This window comes from Puniceibacterium sediminis, assembly GCF_900188035.1.
In the GTDB taxonomy this organism is placed as follows: Bacteria; Pseudomonadota; Alphaproteobacteria; order Rhodobacterales; family Rhodobacteraceae; genus Puniceibacterium; species Puniceibacterium sediminis.
On sequence record NZ_FZNN01000002.1, the window covers coordinates 66,564 to 83,594 of the forward strand.

Here is a 17,031-nt window from a genome sequence, read left to right on the forward strand (position 1 = left end):
ACCGTATGGAAAGCGTATGGCTGGCGTATGGCTGATGTAGGGGCAGGGCCATGCTGAACGACATTTTCATCAAACCGTTTGTGGATATGTTCGCCGCGCCGGATTTCCTGTTGCAGGTTCTGTGGGAGGGGCTGGTTTCGGGGATTCTATATGCGCTGATCGCGCTGGGATTCGTGCTGATTTACCGCTCAAGCCGGATATTCAACTTTGCGCAGGGAATCATGGTGGTCTTTGCCGCGCTGACGCTGGTCGGGCTGCATGCCATGGGTGTGCCGGCCTGGGTGGCGGTGGTGCTGACATTGGCGGTGATGTTCGGGCTGGCGGTGACGATTGAACGGGTCGTGCTGCGGCCGCTGGTCGGGCAGCCGGATATCATCCTGTTCATGGCGACCATCGGGATCACGCTGTTCCTGATCGGTCTGGGCGAGATCATCTTTGGCGGTGAGAACAAGGTGATGATCACCGAGCAGTTGGGCATCCCGACCGGATCGGTGGTGCTGGAGCCCTGGGGCGGCCTGCTGATTCTGGAGCAGAAGGACATCACGGCGGTGATCGTGGCGGCGTTGCTGGTGGTTGGCCTGCTGTTGTTCCTGAACAAGACGCGGATGGGCCGGGCGATTCGGGCGCTGGGGGATGATCATCAGGCGGCTTTGTCTGTCGGGATCTCGCTTCAGACGATCTGGGTGCTGGTCTGGTTCATTGCGGGAATCATCGCGCTGGTCACCGGCGTGGCCTGGGGCGCGCGGGCCGGAGTTTCGTTCGCTTTGGAGGTGATCGCCTACAAGGCGCTGCCGGTGCTGATGCTGGGTGGGCTTGAGAGCATCACCGGCGCAATCATCGGCGGTCTGATGATCGGCATGCTGGAAAAGCTGTTCGAGATTTACTGGGGCCAGCCACTGCTGGGCGGTAATACCGAGACTTGGTTTGCCTTTGTTCTTGCGCTGATCGTGCTGCTGTTCCGTCCGCAGGGATTGTTCGGGGAGAAGATCATTGAGCGCGTCTAGGATCGGTGGAAACCGCCCGTTCGGGAGTATGGAAAGATGAGCCATAAATCCCGGATCGGTTGCCTTGTGATCGATTGTCAGACCGACGATCTGACCGAGGCCTGCGCTTTTTGGTCGGCGGCCTTGGGCAAGGAGGGCCGCGTGGATGCCGACGGCAAATATGCCGAGTTTGACGGGCATGCCGGATACCCGAAGATCCTGTTGCAGGCGGTGGATCACGCGCCGCGAGTGCATCTGGATATCGAAACCGACGACCGGGAGGCCGAGGCGGAGCGGCTTAAGGCGGCGGGTGCCCGCGAGATCGGCAAGATGAAGACCTGGACGGTGATGGAGGCGCCGTCGGGGCACCGGTTTTGTCTGGTCGGGCCGCAGGGAGAGGATTTCCCCGGCGATGCGCCGGAATGGCCCTGAGCCGGTAGGGCGGCAGGGGACGCGGGGGCGGAGGCCCGTAGCGGGCTGCGTAATTGGAAAAAGAAGAAGATCAAGGGGGGCCTGCAAGGGCCGGTGAGGGGAAAACCAGATGCTGTATAGAACAGCCGGACAGTTCAAGACGAGTTACGAGGCGGATCAGGCGCTGTTTCCGGTGCGGCAGGATGCGATTCTGCTGGGGGTCATTCTGGCCTTTGCCTGGGTGATCTTTCCGCTGACGGCGTCGGAATTCACCTTTCAGACGCTGCTGATTCCGATCCTGATCTATGCGCTGGCGGCGATGGGGCTGAACATCCTGACGGGCTATGCCGGGCAGCTGAGCCTTGGCACCGCCGCGTTCATGGGGGTGGGGGCCTATGCCTGCTACAAGATGGTGACGATCATGCCCTGGATGAACCCGGTGGTGGCGATCATGCTGTCGGGGGTGTTCAGTGCCGGGGTCGGCGTGGCCTTCGGGATTCCGTCGCTGCGGATCAAGGGATTTTACCTGGCCATTGCCACGCTGGCGGCGCAGTTCTTTCTGGTCTGGCTGTTCGAGAAATGGGCCTGGCTTTATAACTACAACGCGTCTGGTGCGATTCAGGTGCCGAACCTTGAGATGTTCGGGGTCTATGTGGCGGGGCCGCAGGCGGATAGCATGGTGCAATATTACGTAGTGCTGGCCATCGTTTCGGTGATGACGATGCTGTGCATCAACCTGACCCGTGGCAATCTGGGGCGGACCTGGAAGGCGACGCGGGATGTGGACATCGCCGCCGAACTGATCGGCATCAACCTGATGAAGAGCAAGCTGACCGCATTCATGGTGTCATCTTATGTGGTGGGCGTGGCGGGGGCATTGTTCGTGTTCATGTGGCGCGGTGCGGCCGAACCGAATCTGTTCGACATTCCGCTGTCATTCCGGATTCTGTTCATTGCGATCATCGGCGGGCTGGGGTCGATCCTGGGCAACTATCTGGGGGCGATCCTGATCGTCGGATTGCCGGTGGTGCTGGGGACGCTTCCGGCGGCGCTGGGAATTCCGATCGCGTCGTCCACGGTCGAACATATCAACGTGATGATGGTGGGAGGCCTCATCGTGTTCTTTCTGATCATCGAACCACACGGCCTAGCCCAATTGTGGCGGCTGATCCGGGAGAAGCTGATCATCTGGCCGTTCCCGCACTAGGGGCCCGCACTAGGGATGGCCCAACAAGACCAAAACGAAAACATCAATGGGAGGAACTTTGATGAGACATTTGACGAGACTGGCGGCGGTGGCCGCGCTGGGGGCCGTGATGGGCACCGGGGTCGTGGCGCAGGAGCTTTTCGCGCCCAACCTGTCGTATCGCACGGGGCCGTTTGCGGCGACGGGCATTCCGCTGATGAACGGTCAGCGCGATTACATGAACATGCTGAACGCGCGGGACGGCGGCATCGGCGGTGTGAAGATCAATTTCGAGGAGTGCGAAACCGGTTATTCCACCGAAAAGGGCGTGGAATGCTATGAAAAGACCAAGGGGCAGGCGATCGTGACGCAGCCCTGGTCGACCGGCATCACGTTGCAGGTTCTGCCCAAGACCAACGTGGACGAGATCCCGATCCTTGCGCCCGGTTATGGCTTTTCGCCGATGGCGGATGGCAAGGTGTTTCAGTGGGCGTTCAACACGCCGGCAAGCTACTGGGACGCGGCGAGCATGATGCTGCGCTATATCGGGGACGAGAACCTGAAGGGCAAGAAGGTCGCGTTCCTGCACCTTGATCACCCGTTCGGCAAGGAGCCGCTGCCGCTGCTTGAGAAGAAGGCGGCGGATATCGGGTTTGAGCTGCTGCCGATTCCCGTGGGCCTGAAGGAAATGCAGAACCAGTCGGCGCAGTGGTTGCAGATTCGCCGCGAGCGGCCGGATTACGTGATCATGTGGGGCTGGGGTGCGATGAACGCTGGTGCGATCACCGAGGCGGTCAAGACCCGGTTCCCGATGGACAAGATGATCGGTGTCTGGTGGTCGGGCCATGATGCGGACCTGAAAATCGTTGGCGCGGATGGCAAGGGCTACAAGTCGATCAGCTTCAGCTATCCGGTTCTGGATGCGCCGGTGATGGCGGACATCAAGAAGTACGTGGTGGATGCGGGCGATTCCCTGTCCAACGAGGAAGAGATGCAGGGCGTGTTCTATTCGCGCGGGCTTGTCATCTCGATGATCCTTGCCGAGGGGATCAAGGCGGCGCAGGCCCATACCGGCAAGGCCGAGATTTCGGCATCCGATCTGCGCTGGGGGCTGGAAAACCTGAACGTGACCGACGCGGTTCTGGCCGATCTGGGCATGACCGGCATGGTGCCACCGTTCCAGACCACCTGCGCCAACCACACCGGCCATTCGGGCGGCTGGATGCTGGAGTGGGACGGCGAAAAGTTCGTCAAGGTGAGCGATCTGCTGCAGGCCGAGGCCGAGGTGATCCAACCGCTTGAGGCAGCGACGGCAGCGGAATACGCCACGGCGAATGCGCCCTGGGCCGTGTCCGAAACCTGCAACTGATCCAAAGACCCCGGCGGCGGCGCGAATCGTCGCCGCCGGGATTTTGCGTATTTGGAAAGAGAAGAAGATGCTGGATAGCGCCCCTGCCCGCGAGCCTCTGTTAGAGGTCAACAATATCGAGGTGATCTATAATCACGTGATCCTTGTGCTGAAGGGGGTGTCTCTGTCGGTGCCCAAGGGCGGGATCACGGCCCTGCTGGGCGGCAATGGCGCGGGCAAGACGACGACGCTGAAGGCGATATCCAACCTGCTGAAGTCCGAACGCGGCGAGGTCACCAAAGGGTCGATCAAGTACAAGGGCGAGACCGTGCAGGGCCGCGATCCGGCCGAGCTTGTCCGCAAGGGCGTCATTCAGGTGATGGAGGGGCGGCACTGTTTCCAGCATCTGACCGTCGAGGAAAACCTGATGACCGGCGCCTATACCCGGCGCGATGGCAAGGGCGCGGTCGAGGCGGATTTGCAGATGGTCTATGACTATTTCCCGCGGCTGCGCGAACGGCGCAAGTCGCAGGCGGGGTACACGAGCGGCGGTGAGCAGCAGATGTGTGCCATTGGCCGGGCGCTGATGTCGCGCCCCGAGATGATCCTGCTGGACGAGCCGTCCATGGGCCTTGCCCCGCAGCTGGTCGAGCAGATCTTTGAGATCGTGAAATCGGTGAACGAGAACGAGGGGCTGTCGTTCCTGCTGGCCGAACAGAACACCAATGTGGCGCTGCGGTTTGCGCATACGGGGTACATTCTGGAATCGGGGCGCGTGGTGATGGAGGGGCTGGCGGCGGATCTGCGCGAGAACCCGGATGTGAAGGAATTTTATCTGGGCATGTCGGATGAGGGACGCAAGTCGTTCCGCGATGTGCGCAGTTACCGGCGGCGCAAGCGGTGGTTGGCGTGAGTATTTGTAGCTCTGGAGTGGATTTGAGATGAGGCATTTTGGAATTTCGGCGGCTTTTATGGTCACGCTGGCGCTGCCTGCGGGCGCGCAGGAATTGATCGAGCGGACAGAGCTGAGCCGCACGCCAATGACAGGATCAGAGGTGATGGAGGTGGTTGTGGCCAAGCTGGTGCTGCAACCCGGTGCCTACATCCCAAAGCACGCCCATCCCGGTGATGAAAATTCGGTTGTGGCCATTGGCGGGCAGATGATTCTGCCGGATGGCCGCGAGGTGCGCTTTGCCACCGACACGCCGCTGAATTTTGCCGAAGGGGTGGTGCATGGCGGTCTGACCGTCGCCGGGGATACGCCGCTGGTGATCTACACCACGCATATCGTGGACAAGACCAAGCCGTTCCAGATGCTGGCCGAATAGCGGCGGATTGCCGACAAGGGGGATGAGATGAGCAGTTATTTTGATGCGCTGGAAACGCGCAGCGACGAGAGCCGCGCGGCATGGCTGGCCGAGGCATTGCCGCAGCAGATCGAGCGCGCGCAGGGGCTGGCAGGCTATGGCGGCAGTCTGGATGCGGTCGATGCGGCGCAGGTGACGTCGTTGGCGGATCTGGCGGGTTTGCCGGTGCTGCGCAAATCGGCGCTGGGGGCGGCGCAGGCGGCGCAATCGCCGTTTGGCGGGTTCACGACGCGGCCAGTTTCGGGGTTCGCCCATGTGTTCCAGTCGCCGGGGCCGATCTATGAGCCCGGCGGCGGCGGGTTTGACTGGTGGCGGCTGGGGCGGTTTCTGAACGCCTGTGGCATCGGGCCGGGCGACGTGGTGCAGAACTGTTTCGGCTATCATCTGACGCCTGCGGGCATGATCTTTGAATCCGGGGCGCGGGCGGTGGGGGCGGCTGTGCTGCCCGCCGGCACCGGGCAGACTGAACTACAGGTGACTGCGGCGCGGGATGTGGGGGTTACGGCCTATGCCGGGACCCCGGATTACCTGAAGGTCATCCTTGAGAAGGCTGACGAGATGGGGGTGACGCTGGGCATCACCAAGGCGGCGGTCAGTGGCGGCGCGCTGTTCCCGTCCCTGCGGGAGTATTACGCCGGGCGCGGGATTGCCTGTCTGCAATGCTATGCGACCGCTGATCTGGGCAACATCGCCTACGAATCGGATGCCATGGAAGGCATGATCGTGGACGAGCATGTGGTGGTCGAGATCGTGACCCCGGGCACCGGCAATCCCGTGGCGGTGGGCGAAGTGGGCGAGGTTGTCGTGACCACGCTGAACCCCGACTATCCGCTGGTGCGTTTCGCGACCGGTGACCTGAGCGCGGTGATGCCGGGCAGCAGCCCCTGCGGGCGGACCAATCTGCGGATCAAGGGCTGGATGGGCCGGGCGGATCAGACCACCAAGATCAAGGGCATGTTCGTGCGCCCCGAGCAGGTAGCGGCGTTGGTGGCAAAGCACCCCGAGATTGACCGCGCGCGGGTTGTTGCGTCGCGCGAGGGCGAGACGGACGTGATGGTGGTGCGGATCGAAACCACGGGCACCGATGCGGCGGCGTATGAGGCGAGCGTGGCGGCGGTGCTGAAGCTGAAAGGCAAGGTTGAGCTGGTGGCCCCGGGCGGGTTGCCGCGCGATGGTCTGGTGATCGAGGATACGCGGACGTACGAATAGCGGTCCCTGACGGCTGTAAGGCGCGGCATCAAAGAAGGGCTCAGGGCGCTGCACCTGTAGCCCGCCCAAGGTGTGGGGGGGCGGCGTAAACCGGCGGCCTGTGTCCCAAGCGCATCATACGACCTGCGAAGCGGCCCCACGGGGGGCCGTTTTTGCGTTGGGGTCCAAGCGGGATCGGGAAGGGGCGGAGCGGATTTTTTGGTGGCCCCAAAAGAAAAAGCCACCCGGCGAGGGGTGGCTTGATCAAAATCCGGTAGTCCCGAATGGTTCAGCCCTGACGGGCCTTGAACCGGGGGTGTGTCTTGTTGATGACATAGACACGGCCTTTGCGGCGCACAACGCGGCAGTCGCGGTGGCGGCTCTTGAGAGAGCGGAGCGAGTTCTTGACCTTCATAGCGGTCTCTCCTCTTTCGCGGCGCGCGAGCGCCTTTCAGGTTGCGGGCACTCTGACCCGACGGGCCAGAGCAGGTGATCTCATGGTGGGCGGTACAAGGATCGAACTTGTGACCCCTTCGATGTCAACGAAGTGCTCTACCGCTGAGCTAACCGCCCATGACCGGTTTGGACATACGCCCCATTGTCGAAAATGGGGCGCGGAAATCCGCGCCGGTTCGGGTCCTATAAAAGGAGTCGCAGGCAGGATCAAGGGCTTTTGGCATCGGAAAAAATCGGTTTATGTTACGGACAAAGGATGTGTGATGCCAAAGGTTGCCTTTCATCTCTACCGCCCGGAGGTTGATACCTCTTGTGTGGTGTTTGCGTCGCCGCACAGCGGGCGGGATTACCCGTGGTCTTTCCTGCGTCACACGCTGCTGGATGAACGTGCGATTCGGTCGTCCGAGGATGCCTATGTGGATCAACTGTTCGACTGCGCGCCGCAGTTCGGGGCGACTTTCCTGACGGCCGGGGCGCCGCGCGCCTTTGTGGATCTGAACCGCAGCTGTGATGAGCTGGACCCCGCGCTGATCGAAGGTGTGCGCCGCAGTGGCCACAATCCGCGCGTGGCGAGCGGCCTTGGCGTGGTGCCACGGGTGGTTGCCAATGGCCGGGCGATCTATCGCGGCAAGCTGCCACTGGTCGAAGCCGAGCGGCGAATCGAGGAATACTGGCGTCCTTATCACCGGCAGGTTCAGGAGTTGCTGGATCAGGCGCACCAGCGGTTCGGAGAGACGATTCTGGTGGATTGCCATTCCATGCCGCACGAGGCCCTGGACGGGATCGTGCGCGGGGGGGCACCGCGCCCGGATATCGTGATCGGCGACAGGTTCGGGGCTTCGGCGGATTCGGGGATTGTCGACCTGATCGAGGCTGCTTTTGTCGGGGCCGGTCTGGTGGTGGCGCGCAATGCGCCCTTTGCCGGGGCCTATATCACCCAGGCCTATGGCCGCCCGTCCCGCAACCAGCACGCCGTCCAGATCGAGATCGACCGGGCAATCTATATGGACGAAGAGCTGATCCGCCCGAATGAAAATTTCAACGCCTTTCGCGATTTGCTGCGCGGCGTGATTTCCGAGGTCGCTTCGATAGGGCAGCGGGACCAGCGGCTGGCGGCGGAGTAGGGCGGGGGCCGGACCCTGACCGATGGGTTGCGCCCAAGCGGGGCGGCCCGTGATCAAGGATTGGGTTCGAGCCCAAACCTACTTGGGTCGTGTGCCCTCCTCAAACAGGCAGAATTGCTCATATTGAAGGTTCACATCCGAATCCGAAATTGTGATGATGCCAATATTTGGCGCCTCTTCACTTGGCTTGAAAGTGTCCCAATTCCATTCTGGTCGCGGAGCTGGGGCTTGATACAAGATCGAGCGCATCGTCGAAAACGGCACTCCGCGCACTGTTCCTGAAATAGGACGGTGAACATGCCCAATGAACAAGTATTTCACACACTCATAGTTTGAAACCAAGTCAAGAAAGACATCGCCATCAATCAAACCGTCTGTGTCTTGCATTGGCAAACCGACAGCCATCGGCGGATGATGCATGAAAATATAGACTGGTACTTCTGCGGTATTTTCCAGTAGGTTCTGCAGCCAATCAAGACGCTTGCCGCATAGCTCGCCTGCATCTGATCCGCTTTTCTGTGTATCTAAACAGACAATCAACCCGCTCGACGTGGAAACAGAGAATTGAATGAACTCATCCATACAAGAGTCGGGCAGCGATAGGATTTTCCTGAACAACTTACGATCGTCATGGTTCCCTGCCATTGGAAGCAGGGGAACATCAAGTTTTTCAAGCAACTGCGATAGTGCTTCGTAATTTACCTGTGTCCCGTGGTTGACCATGTCCCCAGAAATTACGCAAAAACTGGCGTCAGAATGGTTGCTGTTGATGTGATCCAATGCACTGTCTAGCCGAACACGCGGATCGTGGCCCAATACGTCGCCTTCATGTGAAAAATGCGGGTCGGACATCCAAATTGCTTTAAGCATGCTCGCCTCCTTCTAGCTGTCGTTTCGTCAGAGTTATCGCAGCCGACGAACGGCAGCAAAGTTCAGATTGCCACTACTGGGCACAGGTTTGCCGGATCCTTCATGGCGCCGGAGCCGCGCCTAGGTGGCTTTGAGGCGTAGGATGTGGATCTGTTGCAGCGCTCAGAACAGCGCGTCCAGCGCGCGGCCGAGCGACCCGGCATCGTCGATCTGAAGTCGCACCGGCAGGGTCAGAACCTTCATCCTGAAGGCTTCGGGCAGGCGCACGGCGTCCTTTTCGGTGGTGACAAGCTGCGCGCCAAGGGCCTTTGCCTCTGCCTCAAGCCGGGTCATGAGGGCGGCGGTCAGCGGTTGATGATCCTGAAGCGGTTCGGCGCGGACGAGGTCGGCGCCCAGCCCATGCAACGTGGCAAAGAACTTGGCTGGATGGCCGATGCCGGCAAAGGCGAGGGCGCGCAGGCCGTGCCAGTCCATCCCGGTTTGCAGTGGGGCGAGGTGGCCGGTCAGATGCGGCAGGGTGACCCTGTTCCCCCATTGGGTGGCAAAATGCGCCTGTGCGGGGCCGGGGCCGATGGAGAGCAGCAGATCGGCCCGTGCCAGACCCGTGCCGATGGGTTCGCGCAATGGCCCGGCGGGCAGGCACAACCCGTTGCCGAAACCGATGGCCGCATCGACGACGATTAGCGACAGATCCTTGTGCAGGGCGGGGTTCTGGAACCCGTCGTCCATCACGATCACACCGGCCCCCGCCGCCACAGCCGCCTGCGCACCGGCGGCGCGGTCCCGCGCGATCCATGTGGGCGCAAAGGCGGCCAGCAGCAGGGGTTCATCCCCAACATCCTGTGCGCTGTGGGTCTGTGGGTCGACCTGCACAGGCCCGGACAGCCGCCCGCCGTAGCCACGCGAAACCACATGCGGCGCAAGGCCCCGGTTGGTCAGCAGTTGCAGCAGGGCGATGACGGTCGGCGTCTTGCCCGTGCCACCGGCGTTCAGGTTACCGACGCAGATCACCGGCCTGTCGACCCGCACGCCCGGCTGGCGCAGGCGGCGGGCGGTGGCCATGGCGGTCAGGTGCCCGAGCGGCGACAGCAGCCGCGCCCGCCAGTCGAGCGTTTTTGGTCCGGTGTTCCAGAACTGCGGTGTCTGCATCAGGTGGCCTCCATCCGATCGAGCCGGTCGAGCACGAGGTCCACCACCTGATCCGTCATGGCCGCCCCGGCCGAGATGATATCCCAGCCGGCGTGTGCCATGGCCGCTGCACGGTCGGGGGCGATCAGCTGGGACACGGCGGCGGACAGCGTATCGACGTCCTTGACGATGCGCGCGGCGCCAGCCTCGGCCAGGCGGGAATAGGATGCAAGGTGGCGCCCCACTGCCGGGCCGTACAGGATGGCCGAGCCGAGCGCTGCCGCCTCAAGCGGGTCATGGCCCTGACGGCCGGGCACCAGCGAGCCGCCGATAAAGGCAAGCGGGGCCAGACGGTACCACAGGCCCAATTCCTCGGGGCCCGAGGCGAGGATGATCTGGGTGTTTTCGTCCGGCATTTCCCCGGCATCCCAATGGCATACGCGGAAACCCGCGGCATCGACCTGCGCTGCGATAACCGCCTGATCGGCGGGGTTGTCCGGCACCACGAAAAGCAGCAGACGGTGCGCCAGACGCGAGGCGCGGCCATGGGCGCGCAGGATCACATCGACCTCATCCGGGTGCAGCCGCGCGGCGAGCCAGAGCGGGCGCCCGACAAGGAGCGCGGCCATTTCCTCGTGCTGGCGGATCGGGCAATCGGGGGGCACGGCGGCTTCGGTCAGGGGCCCGGCGAGGGTGAGATTTTCGGGGGAAACGCCCATCCGGCGCAGGCGGCGTTCGGACGATTCGTCGGTGGCCAGAATGCTGTCGAATTGCCCGAGGGTGGCGGGGGCGAGGTCGGGAAGCCAGCGGGCGGAAGGGGTGGTCCATTCGCGGTCATCGGCGTCGATCAGGGTCAGCCCGCAGCCGCGTTCCGATGCCAGATGCAGCAGCGCGGGGCGCAGGGCGTGGCTGGCCCAGAGGCAGTGATCAGGCGCCCAGTGATCAAGGAAGGCATTGATTTCAGGAACGTTTTCGCCGGGCAGGTCATCGCGGATCATCCCCGGATCGACCAGTGTGTCAGGGCCGGTCACCAGCACGGAAAGTTCGGGGCGTTGCTGGCGGATCCGCTGGCAGACCGACACCAAAGCACGCAGGCGGGACAGGCTGTCGCCATGGGCCCAGAGCAGGCGGCCGGCGGGTCGTTCAGCGCGTAGAAAATCAGCCGGAACCGCGCCTGTGCGATCCCGGTTCAGAGCCAGATAAGCCTTTAGACTGAAGGGCTTGCGCGGCAAGTATCAGTCCAGCTTTTCGGTTCCCGAGGCCGCCACTTCTTCGTCCCGCAGGCGGTGCAGGTGGGCGATGAAATAGCGCATGTGGGCGTTGTCCACGGTGCGCTGGGCTTCGGCCTTCCAGGCGGTGTAGGCGCTGTCGTAATTCGGGAAAATACCAACGATATGAATATCATCGACGTTCTTGAACTGGTTCTTCGAGGGCGTGACAAGCTCCCCCCCGAACACGAGATGCAGGCGTTGCATGGGCATTCCTTTCCGCTGGGACCGACGGTCCTCTGACCCTTAGCGATCCATCCTGCGAGGTCAAGCAAGCTGAGCCAGACGGCGTATGGAAAGTATATGGAATGCGTATGGTTTTCGTATGGCTGCGCCGCGCGCTGGTGCAACCGGCGGTTAACCACGGGCAGGCAGGGTTGCCCTGTCCAGAACCGGAGGCAGAGCCATGCACAAGACCGACCTGATGAAGATGACCAAGGCCGAGCGGCTGCACTTCAGCTTTGGCATCGACGCGATGAGCATGATCGAGCACGAGCTGCTGGACATGCACTGGGCGGCGCACAGCTGTCCGCGCGACTGGCACGAGATCGCCAAGGACACCGACCGGCGCGACGCCAAACGCACCAAGGTGACGATCAATCTGGATGCCGATGTTGTGCGGTTCTTCAAGGGGATCGGGCCGGGCTATCAGCACCGCATCAACCGGGTGCTGCGCGCCTTCATGCACATGCGGCTGGCCAAGGTTGTGAACGGGCCGGACACGTCGGACATTGTCCTGCGCCCCGAGGCGGTGCTGGAAAAGGTCCGCGCCCGGCGTCCCGAATGGGGCGATTACGAGCTGTGGGAAGAGGACCGCCAGCGGTTCATCGAGGCCGAGAAGAAGGCGGTGGAGGAGAAGCGGAAGAATTGGGAGGTGGAGTGAGGGGGGCCTTGGATGTGCCTGCAACCTGAGCCGGGCGGTGCCTGACCGTCTCGCCAGAGGCGAGCCGACTCTCATTGGCGCACCTTCGGTGCGACGGAATGGCGCTACAAGGCTGGTGCTGCGCGATTTATGCCTGCAATGTCATTCGTCGTTCAGAAGTAGGCACTGACGTCACCAAAGCGCCAGCCCCGGGGAGGGGCAGGCACTGCCCGGCGCCTTCGGCTTGATTCCGGGCGGGGGATTTCACATACCAATCGCGAGCGATATGTTGTCATAAATAGTACTTAAGAATCATCTTTTTGTTGCTGCTCTTCTCGCTCGACTATTACATTCAATTCGATGAGTTTTTTGAAATTTTTGCCGTCAACCGACCCCACCAACTCATAATCTCCGGTCGTTGCAAATTCTATTGTTTCTGGATCGAGAATTACGGGCAAGCAGATGGGTTTTTCGTTCCCAAATAGTTCTCTGAACTGATCGGTTTGATTTGCCACCATTTCTCCCTTGACGTGCATAAGATTTTGCTTGGATCCTTTGCGACGAAAGATGAACTCTAATTCGGCTTTTTCGAAAATGGAGACTTGAATGTAGAAGGCCAGCTGATCCGTCGGCGGCTCAGCATCTTTGGGGCCTGAGTACACGACTACGCCGCCCCGCGCGCCAATAATAATGTGCTTTCCCGAAGCCTCTCGACGTACTTCATCGCAGGCAATTGCATTCAGTATTTTTGCGTTATGCATTTTGTCTAACGAAGTTCGATTGCTCTACAGACTTGCTTTTCACTGTAAAACCCTCTTTTCTAACATTTCTGTCTTGTGGTGAACGAGAGAAGTCAGCAAACATTTTCGCGGACTCTACCCAGTGACCGCTTATCTCTGGGATGTGAACAGAGTTTGACGTTGCGGCCGAAACTGAAGTGAGTTTTTCGCACTCCACATTGAGTCTAGCACCCATGCTCCGAAGGATCTTTGCGAGAGTTTTTATATTAGCATTTGGCCTTTTCCCGTTAATTGTTTTGGAGAGTGATGAGGGGTCTATTCCGCTCAATTCGGCAAGATCTTTAAGGGAATTCCCGTCTTTTTTGTATTCATCGAAGCAAGCTTGAAGGGCTTCGATGGCGCGGCGAACATCTTTGTCGGCTCCAAATTCAATTTTTAATTTTTGCAAGCTACCGCTCATGCCGTTCTCCACTTCGAAAATGCTCTTTCAGGTCTATTTGAGCCTATAGGCTCTGGTTTTGTTTCTTTTGGGATGTTCCATCTTGCCCAACTGTCTCTGACGTCTTTACAAGATGACAGCCAATTAAGGTCTGCTCTTGGTAGAAGCAAGCACCCTACAAAAACATCCTTGCTAGGGATTAACCCTAGCAATCGGTAGTTCATCGGCTCTCTGAAGCGCATCTGCCAACACATACTACCCGCTGGCTTTAAGCCTTTCATGTCGCCATCTGTACCTTCGGTGTCCGGAGTTGCTACTGTAAGTACATCCCCACGACAGAACGCCGCCAACTGCTGATGTATCGCGATTAGCCTTTTTGTTGGCACGTCTGATGAGTTGAGGTCCAGCGCCGACAAGATTAGTGGTCTTAGAAGAACACACCTTGGCTGTGTGTCGTCGGGGTCTAAGAAAAGAGGCGAGTAGCGGCGAATAGCTCCCTGTCGTTCGAGTTGTGTAAGAAATGCACTCATGGACTTTAAAGTCAATACCTTGAGGAAAAGTTTACAGTTTGCGCGGAGCGAGCCGTCATCTTAAACAACTTCAAGTTAGCTAGCTCGAATGTGGTAGCAAGGAGAAAATGCACATTCCCCCACACCCCGCCCGGAATCAAGCCGTAGGCGCCGGGCGAGCGCCTGCCCGTTCGGGCGGGCTGGCGCTTTGGTGACGGCAGTGCCGATTTCGGGGGGAAGATGTGGTTGAGGGATAAAGTGCCTTGCTTAGATGTTGTGGCGCCATCCCACGGGCAGGCGCTCGCCCGGCGCGGGTTGCGCTTTGTGCCTGACGGGCAGGTGTTTGCCCGGTGCGGGGGAGGGCGTTTGTGGATGGGGCGGCACATCGTTGGGTGGGGGCCGCGTGTGATCTGACGTTGAAAAGAAGGCGATGGCCGCACCCCCTCCACATCCTGCACAACCTCTGTTAGACCGCGCACAAATCATTCTTACCTCAAAGGGTGCGCCTCATGACCACTCCGAAACCCGTTGTTCTGACCATCCTTGACGGCTGGGGGCTGCGCGATGACCCGACCGCGAATGCGCCTGTCCTTGCCCGCACGCCCAATATGGACTGGCTGTCGGCCAATTGTCCCAAGGCCAAGCTGATCACCCATGGCCCCGACGTGGGGCTGCCGACGGGGCAGATGGGCAATTCCGAAGTGGGGCACACCAATATCGGCGCGGGGCGGATCGTGGCGATGGATCTGGGGCAGATCGACCTTGCGATCGAGGATGGGTCGTTCTTTAAAAACCCCGCCGTTCTGGACATGATCCAGACCTTGCAGGACAGCAACGGCACCGCGCATCTGATGGGGGTGGTCAGTAATGGCGGGGTGCATGGGCACCTGAACCACATCTTTGCCGCGGCCAAGGCGATCAGCCAGACCGGTGTGCCGGTGCTGATCCATGCGATCACCGACGGGCGCGACGTTGCGCCGAAATCCGCCGCTGGTTTCATTGAAAAGCTGCAAAAGCGGCTGCCGCAGAATGTCGGGATCGCCACGGTGATCGGGCGGTATTACGCCATGGACCGCGACAACCGGTGGGAGCGGGTGCAGACCGCCTATGATGCGATGGTGAATGGCAAGGGTGACCACGCTGACACCGCCAAGCAGGCCGTCGCGCAGGCCTACGGCGCTGACATCACGGATGAATTCATCCCCGCCACGGTGATTGACGGCTATGACGGTATCCGCGACGGCGACGGGTTCTTTTGCCTGAACTTCCGGGCTGACCGGGCGCGGGAAATCCTTGCCGCCATTGGTGCGCCCGGGTTTGACGGGTTTGATCGGGGGACGATGCCGAAGCTGGCGAGTTTCCTGGGCATGGTCGAGTATTCCGAGGATCACGCCAGGTACATGACCACGGTGTTCCCCAAGCGCGAGTTGCACAACACGCTGGGCGAATGGGTGGCCAAGCAGGGCAAGACGCAGTTCCGTCTGGCCGAGACCGAAAAGTACCCGCATGTGACGTTTTTCCTGAACGGGGGCAAGGAAACGCCCGAGCCGCATGAGGATCGCTTCATGCCGCAGTCGCCCAAGGTGGCGACCTATGATTTGCAGCCCGAGATGTCTTCGGCGGAAGTGACGGACAAGTTTGTCGAGGCGATCGAGCAGGGCTATGACCTGATCATCACCAACTATGCCAACCCGGACATGGTGGGGCATACCGGTGACCTGAAGGCGGCGATCAAGGCCTGCGAAGCGGTGGACAAGGGTCTGGGCCGCGTGATCGAGGCCGTGAAGGCGGCGGGCGGTGCGATGATTGTCACCGCGGACCATGGCAATTGCGAAACCATGATTGATCCCGAAACCGGCGGGCCGCATACGGCGCATACGCTGAACCTTGTTCCGGTGATCCTGCTTGGCGGGCCGAAAAAGGCAAAGCTGCGCGATGGGCGCTTGTCGGACCTTGCTCCGACGCTGTTGCAGCTGATGGGGCTGGAGCAGCCCGAGGAGATGACCGGGAAGAGCCTGCTTCTGCCATGATGCGGGCGGCGCTCTTTCTGCTGCTCTTTGCCACGCCGCTTGCGGCGCAGACCGGGCCCGCAGATGCGGCAAGGGCGGCGGCGGATCAGCTGGAGGAGGCGAGCCGGCAGCTTGACCGTGCAGATGGTGTGCGTGACCGGATCAAGGCGCTGACGGATGTCGTGCGCGCCTATGAGGCCGGCCTTTCCGCCATGCGGGACGGGCTGCGCGGCGCGGCCATTCGGGAAACCGAACTGCGCCGCGATTTGCGTGGTCGCGAGGATGAGGTGGCCGGGCTGTTGGGCATCCTTCAGGGCATCGGCGGGTCTGCCGCGCCGGAAACCCTGATGCACCCGGGCGGGCCGCTGGCCACCGCGCGGGCGGGAATGTTGCTGGCGGGGGTGACCCCGGGGCTTGCCGCGCGGGCGACATCGCTGCGCGGCGAGTTGGAAGAGGTCACAACCCTGCGCCAGTTGCAGGCGGATGCGATCAAGACGCTGCAAGAGGGGCTGGCCGGGGTGCAACGGGCGCGGACCGAGCTGAGCCAGGCGATGGACAGCCGCACCGACCTGCCGATGCGATTTACCGAAGACCCGGTGCGCACGGCGATCCTGATTGCTGCCACCGAAACGCTGGAAGGTTTTGCCAGTGGTCTGAGCAATGTGACCGAAGAGGATTCGGTGAGCGAGTTGCCATCTATCGAGTCGCGTATGGGCACATTGCCGATGCCCGTGTCCGGCAAGATCCTGCGCCGGGCGGGCGAAGCCGATGCCGCCGGGGTCGAACGGCCCGGTATTGTCGTGGCGACACGTCCCGGGGCGCTTGTGACGTCGCCGACGGCGGCGACGATCCGCTATCGTGGGCCGCTGCTGGACTATGGATTGGTGACAATCCTTGAACCGCAGGCGGATCTGTTGTTTGTGCTTGCGGGACTCGACATTGTTTATGGCGAGATTGGCGAAGTGCTGAGTGCGGGCGCGCCTGTTGGCCTGATGGGCGGGACTGAGGCCGAAACTGGTGACATGCTGTCACCAATTGGTGAAAGGGCTGGAAACGCCCGGCCGGAAACGCTCTATATAGAGGTCAGGCAGGGCGATACGCCCGTGGACCCAATGACCTGGTTTTTAACCGACAAGGGATGAC

At 61.2% G+C, this 17,031-nt stretch carries 18 protein-coding genes and 1 tRNA gene; 11 read left to right on the forward strand and 8 right to left on the reverse strand.

Going from position 1 to position 17,031, the window contains the following annotated elements:
- Positions 1 to 50: 50 nt before the first annotated feature.
- The 7 genes from CHB75_RS02955 to CHB75_RS02985 all read left to right on the forward strand — a co-directional run bounded on the left by CHB75_RS02955 (position 51) and on the right by CHB75_RS02985 (position 6,504).
- A complete protein-coding gene (locus CHB75_RS02955; protein ID WP_089269044.1) occupies positions 51 to 1,004 on the forward strand; it encodes a branched-chain amino acid ABC transporter permease in 954 nt (317 codons plus the stop codon).
- A gap of 36 nt (positions 1,005 to 1,040) precedes the next feature.
- Positions 1,041 to 1,415: a VOC family protein gene (locus CHB75_RS02960; protein WP_089269045.1), complete on the forward strand. Its 375-nt coding sequence runs from the start codon at positions 1,041 to 1,043 to the stop codon at positions 1,413 to 1,415.
- Between the two features lie 109 nt (positions 1,416 to 1,524).
- Entirely contained in the window at positions 1,525 to 2,601 is a 1,077-nt protein-coding gene (locus CHB75_RS02965) for a branched-chain amino acid ABC transporter permease (RefSeq protein ID WP_089269046.1), read from the forward strand.
- Between the two features lie 61 nt (positions 2,602 to 2,662).
- A complete protein-coding gene (locus CHB75_RS02970; protein ID WP_089269047.1) occupies positions 2,663 to 3,949 on the forward strand; it encodes an ABC transporter substrate-binding protein in 1,287 nt (428 codons plus the stop codon).
- Between the two features lie 67 nt (positions 3,950 to 4,016).
- Positions 4,017 to 4,841: an ABC transporter ATP-binding protein gene (locus CHB75_RS02975; RefSeq protein WP_089269048.1), complete on the forward strand. Its 825-nt coding sequence runs from the start codon at positions 4,017 to 4,019 to the stop codon at positions 4,839 to 4,841.
- Between the two features lie 28 nt (positions 4,842 to 4,869).
- Positions 4,870 to 5,256, forward strand: coding sequence for a cupin domain-containing protein (locus tag CHB75_RS02980; protein WP_089269049.1), 387 nt, complete (start codon positions 4,870 to 4,872; stop codon positions 5,254 to 5,256).
- Positions 5,257 to 5,283: 27 nt separating this feature from the next.
- The gene (locus tag CHB75_RS02985) at positions 5,284 to 6,504 is read left to right on the forward strand and encodes a phenylacetate--CoA ligase family protein (RefSeq protein WP_089269050.1); all 1,221 of its coding nucleotides are present in this window, start codon (positions 5,284 to 5,286) and stop codon (positions 6,502 to 6,504) included.
- A 268-nt stretch (positions 6,505 to 6,772) separates the two neighbouring features.
- Here the strand turns inward: CHB75_RS02985 and ykgO are convergent, their stop codons facing one another.
- Together ykgO and CHB75_RS02995 are read right to left on the reverse strand one after the other, a co-directional pair.
- Positions 6,773 to 6,898 carry a type B 50S ribosomal protein L36 gene (ykgO, locus tag CHB75_RS02990; protein ID WP_089269051.1) on the reverse strand — a complete coding sequence of 42 codons (126 nt, stop codon included), beginning with the start codon at positions 6,896 to 6,898 and terminating at the stop codon, positions 6,773 to 6,775.
- 83 nt (positions 6,899 to 6,981) lie between these two features.
- Positions 6,982 to 7,056: transfer RNA gene (locus CHB75_RS02995), tRNA-Val, on the reverse strand.
- A 146-nt stretch (positions 7,057 to 7,202) separates the two neighbouring features.
- Here CHB75_RS02995 and CHB75_RS03000 point away from each other — a divergent pair.
- Positions 7,203 to 8,063, forward strand: a complete 861-nt coding sequence (locus CHB75_RS03000; protein ID WP_089269052.1) for an N-formylglutamate amidohydrolase — start codon at positions 7,203 to 7,205, stop codon at positions 8,061 to 8,063.
- A gap of 78 nt (positions 8,064 to 8,141) precedes the next feature.
- Here CHB75_RS03000 and CHB75_RS03005 read toward each other — a convergent pair whose 3' ends face one another.
- The 4 genes from CHB75_RS03005 to CHB75_RS03020 all read right to left on the reverse strand — a co-directional run bounded on the left by CHB75_RS03005 (position 8,142) and on the right by CHB75_RS03020 (position 11,536).
- A complete protein-coding gene (locus CHB75_RS03005; RefSeq protein WP_089269053.1) occupies positions 8,142 to 8,933 on the reverse strand; it encodes a phosphodiesterase in 792 nt (263 codons plus the stop codon).
- A 162-nt stretch (positions 8,934 to 9,095) separates the two neighbouring features.
- The gene (gene lpxK / locus CHB75_RS03010) at positions 9,096 to 10,082 is read right to left on the reverse strand and encodes a tetraacyldisaccharide 4'-kinase (RefSeq protein WP_089269054.1); all 987 of its coding nucleotides are present in this window, start codon (positions 10,080 to 10,082) and stop codon (positions 9,096 to 9,098) included.
- On the reverse strand, positions 10,082 to 11,293 hold the full coding sequence (locus CHB75_RS03015) for a 3-deoxy-D-manno-octulosonic acid transferase (RefSeq protein WP_089269055.1): 1,212 nt from the start codon (positions 11,291 to 11,293) through the stop codon (positions 10,082 to 10,084). The genes lpxK and CHB75_RS03015 overlap by 1 nt, the downstream gene beginning before the upstream one ends.
- A gap of 3 nt (positions 11,294 to 11,296) precedes the next feature.
- Positions 11,297 to 11,536, reverse strand: coding sequence for a DUF4170 domain-containing protein (locus CHB75_RS03020; protein ID WP_089269056.1), 240 nt, complete (start codon positions 11,534 to 11,536; stop codon positions 11,297 to 11,299).
- 199 nt (positions 11,537 to 11,735) lie between these two features.
- Between CHB75_RS03020 and CHB75_RS03025 the strand changes: the two genes are divergently transcribed.
- The gene (locus CHB75_RS03025; protein WP_089269057.1) at positions 11,736 to 12,212 is read left to right on the forward strand and encodes a BrnA antitoxin family protein; all 477 of its coding nucleotides are present in this window, start codon (positions 11,736 to 11,738) and stop codon (positions 12,210 to 12,212) included.
- Positions 12,213 to 12,496: 284 nt separating this feature from the next.
- On the opposite strand, the gene CHB75_RS03030 is transcribed toward CHB75_RS03025, so the two are convergent.
- Together CHB75_RS03030 and CHB75_RS03035 are read right to left on the reverse strand one after the other, a co-directional pair.
- Entirely contained in the window at positions 12,497 to 12,952 is a 456-nt protein-coding gene (locus tag CHB75_RS03030) for a hypothetical protein (protein ID WP_089269058.1), read from the reverse strand.
- Positions 12,945 to 13,391: a helix-turn-helix domain-containing protein gene (locus CHB75_RS03035; RefSeq protein ID WP_089269059.1), complete on the reverse strand. Its 447-nt coding sequence runs from the start codon at positions 13,389 to 13,391 to the stop codon at positions 12,945 to 12,947. The genes CHB75_RS03030 and CHB75_RS03035 overlap by 8 nt, the downstream gene beginning before the upstream one ends.
- 997 nt (positions 13,392 to 14,388) lie before the next feature.
- Between CHB75_RS03035 and gpmI the strand changes: the two genes are divergently transcribed.
- A complete protein-coding gene (gpmI, locus tag CHB75_RS03040) occupies positions 14,389 to 15,909 on the forward strand; it encodes a 2,3-bisphosphoglycerate-independent phosphoglycerate mutase (RefSeq protein ID WP_089269060.1) in 1,521 nt (506 codons plus the stop codon).
- Complete coding sequence (locus CHB75_RS03045) at positions 15,906 to 17,030, forward strand: murein hydrolase activator EnvC family protein (RefSeq protein ID WP_089269061.1); 1,125 nt, start codon at positions 15,906 to 15,908, stop codon at positions 17,028 to 17,030. The genes gpmI and CHB75_RS03045 overlap by 4 nt, the downstream gene beginning before the upstream one ends.
- Position 17,031 lies beyond the last annotated feature (1 nt).